Below are 2,023 nucleotides of genomic sequence, written 5' to 3' on the forward strand. Positions count from 1 at the left end.
GGTCGAAGTCGTCGAGCTCGTCGACGACTTCGACCACGTCCACGTCCTCGACCTCGTCGACCTCCTCGACGTCCACGTCGAGCGGCTCGACGACCTCGTCCAGCGGGACGTCCGCCACGAAGGCCGCACCCGCCGCCTCCGCCTGACGGCGGCTCGAGCCGTCCACAGGTTCGCCTACCGATCGCTCGTCCCCCTCGTGGGCAGACCTCGCATCGCTGACGCGCAGGGCTGCCTAGCGTCCGGGGAGTGACCTCCTCCCGCCCTGCCTCGACGCGTCCGTCGCCCTCCCGCGCGGCCGACCGACCGCCCCCGCTCGCCCGCCGCCGACCACCCCTGGCCCTGCGCTGGCGGATCGTGCTGTGGCGCGCACGGTTCGTGGCCGCCGCCCTGCTCGTGGCGGTCGCGGTGCACGGCGTCCTCACGACGCTCGACCCGGACCCCGCCCCGACGGTCCCCGTGGTCGTCGCCGCGCACGCGCTCACCGCCGGCAGCCGCGTCGGGTCCGCCGACGTGACGGTCCGGCACGTGCCCGTCACCGTCGCGCCCGACGAGGCCCCGACCACCACGGCCGACGTCGTCGACCGGGCGCTCGCCGTCGACCTCACCTCCGGCAGCCCGCTCGTGCCGGGCGTGCTCGTCGACGACGACGGCCGAGGACCACCGGGCACCGTCGTCGCCGCCGTCCGCCTCGCCGACGAGGCCGCCGCCGCGATGCTCTCCCCCGGGCTGCGCGTCGACGTCATCGCCGCGACGGCCGAGGGCGGTGACGGCACCCGTGTCGCGGCAGGCGCCCTGGTCCTGCCCGCCCCGCCGTCGCCCCCCGACGCGGCCGGGGGTGGACTCGTCGGCCTCGGCGGGAGCGGCTCCGAGACCGCCCCGCCCGTGCTGCTCGCCGTCACGCCCGACGAGGCGTTGGCCCTGGCCGGGGCGTCCGCGTCCTCCGTGCTGTCGGCAGTCGTCGTGCCATGATCGTCCCGACACGTCCGGATCCGCGGACCACGGGACGGACCCCACAGGATCTCCGGGAGACAACGTGACCGACTCGATCACCCAAGGACTGCGCGGGGCCGGCGACCGCGCTCGGGGCATGTCCAAGGTGTTCCAGGGCTTCAAGGACTTCATCGCCCGCGGCAACGCCATCGAGCTCGCCGTCGGCGTGGTCATCGGCGCCGCGTTCACCGGGGTCGTCGCCGCGATCCAGGAAGGGTTCATCAGCCCGCTCATCGCGGCGATCTTCGGCGAGCCCGACCTCACGGCCGTCGGCGTCTTCGTCATCAACGGCGCGACGTTCTCGATCGGCCTGATCCTCAACGCGCTGCTGCAGTTCCTCATCACCGCCGCGGCGCTCTACTTCGTCATCATCCTGCCGCTCAACGCGCTGGCGGCCCGTCGCAAGCGCGGCGAGGAGGAGGAGCCCAAGGCCCCCGCCGAGGACATCCTGCTGCTGCAGGAGATCCGCGACCTGCTCGCCGCCCGGCCGTCGCCGGCCGTCCTCAACGACGCGGGCACGCCGCCGACGTTCCCGCCGGGCAGCACGCCCCCGGCCCCGCCGACCGTCTGACCCTGTCCCGGGTCACCGCGCCGTCGTCGTCCTTGCGGACGGCGGCGGCGCGTCACTGCGCCGACGCGGACCGGTACGGCGTCACCAGTGCGGCGGTCGGTCCCGGGCGAGGCGGTCGTCGTTCGTGTCGGGGCCGCCGCCCCAGCCGACGTCGCCGTCGTCGAGGCTCCGCAGCGGGACGGCACGCTCGTCGGGCGCGACGACCTGCGCCCGTCGGTCGACGCCCGCGCCGGGGGCCCGCCCGTCGGGTCGCTGCCCGGGCATCGCCGGCAGCGTGCTGACGAGTAGGTCGTCGTCGGTGCCGACGGTCCCCGCACGCCGCACGGCCCGACGCGGCCGTCGCGCCCCGGACGCCGAACCCGCCTGCCCGGCCGCGGGCGGCACGTCCGGGTCCGGCGCTGTCCCGTCGACCGTCGGCCCCCGACCCGACGGCCCGTCTGCCGTCACCGCGAGGGCCGGGGC

The 2,023-nt window shown here is 76.2% G+C and carries 3 protein-coding genes; 2 read left to right on the top strand and 1 reads right to left on the bottom strand.

The genetic code is table 11. From position 1 onward, the window contains the following. The first annotated feature begins 246 nt into the window (after positions 1-246). A complete protein-coding gene (locus tag CBZ_RS16795; RefSeq protein ID WP_246013504.1) occupies positions 247-969 on the top strand; it encodes an SAF domain-containing protein in 723 nt (240 codons plus the stop codon). 64 nt (positions 970-1,033) lie between these two features. Continuing rightward, positions 1,034-1,561, top strand: a complete 528-nt coding sequence (mscL, locus tag CBZ_RS16800; protein ID WP_246013505.1) for a large conductance mechanosensitive channel protein MscL — start codon at positions 1,034-1,036, stop codon at positions 1,559-1,561. An 81-nt stretch (positions 1,562-1,642) separates the two neighbouring features. Here the strand turns inward: mscL and CBZ_RS16805 are convergent, their stop codons facing one another. Beyond that, positions 1,643-1,825 (bottom strand): hypothetical protein, encoded by a 183-nt coding sequence (locus tag CBZ_RS16805; protein WP_130782630.1) that lies wholly within the window; start codon positions 1,823-1,825, stop codon positions 1,643-1,645. Between the last annotated feature and the right edge of the window lie 198 nt (positions 1,826-2,023).

The sequence above is a fragment of the Cellulomonas biazotea genome (assembly GCF_004306155.1).
GTDB classification, from domain to species: domain Bacteria; phylum Actinomycetota; class Actinomycetes; order Actinomycetales; family Cellulomonadaceae; genus Cellulomonas; species Cellulomonas biazotea.

Coding starts and splice junctions, on each gene's coding strand:
- CBZ_RS16805 (WP_130782630.1), bottom strand. CDS start 1,825: ATGCCCGGGCAGCGACCCGACGGGCGGGCCCCCGGCGCGGGCGTCGAC.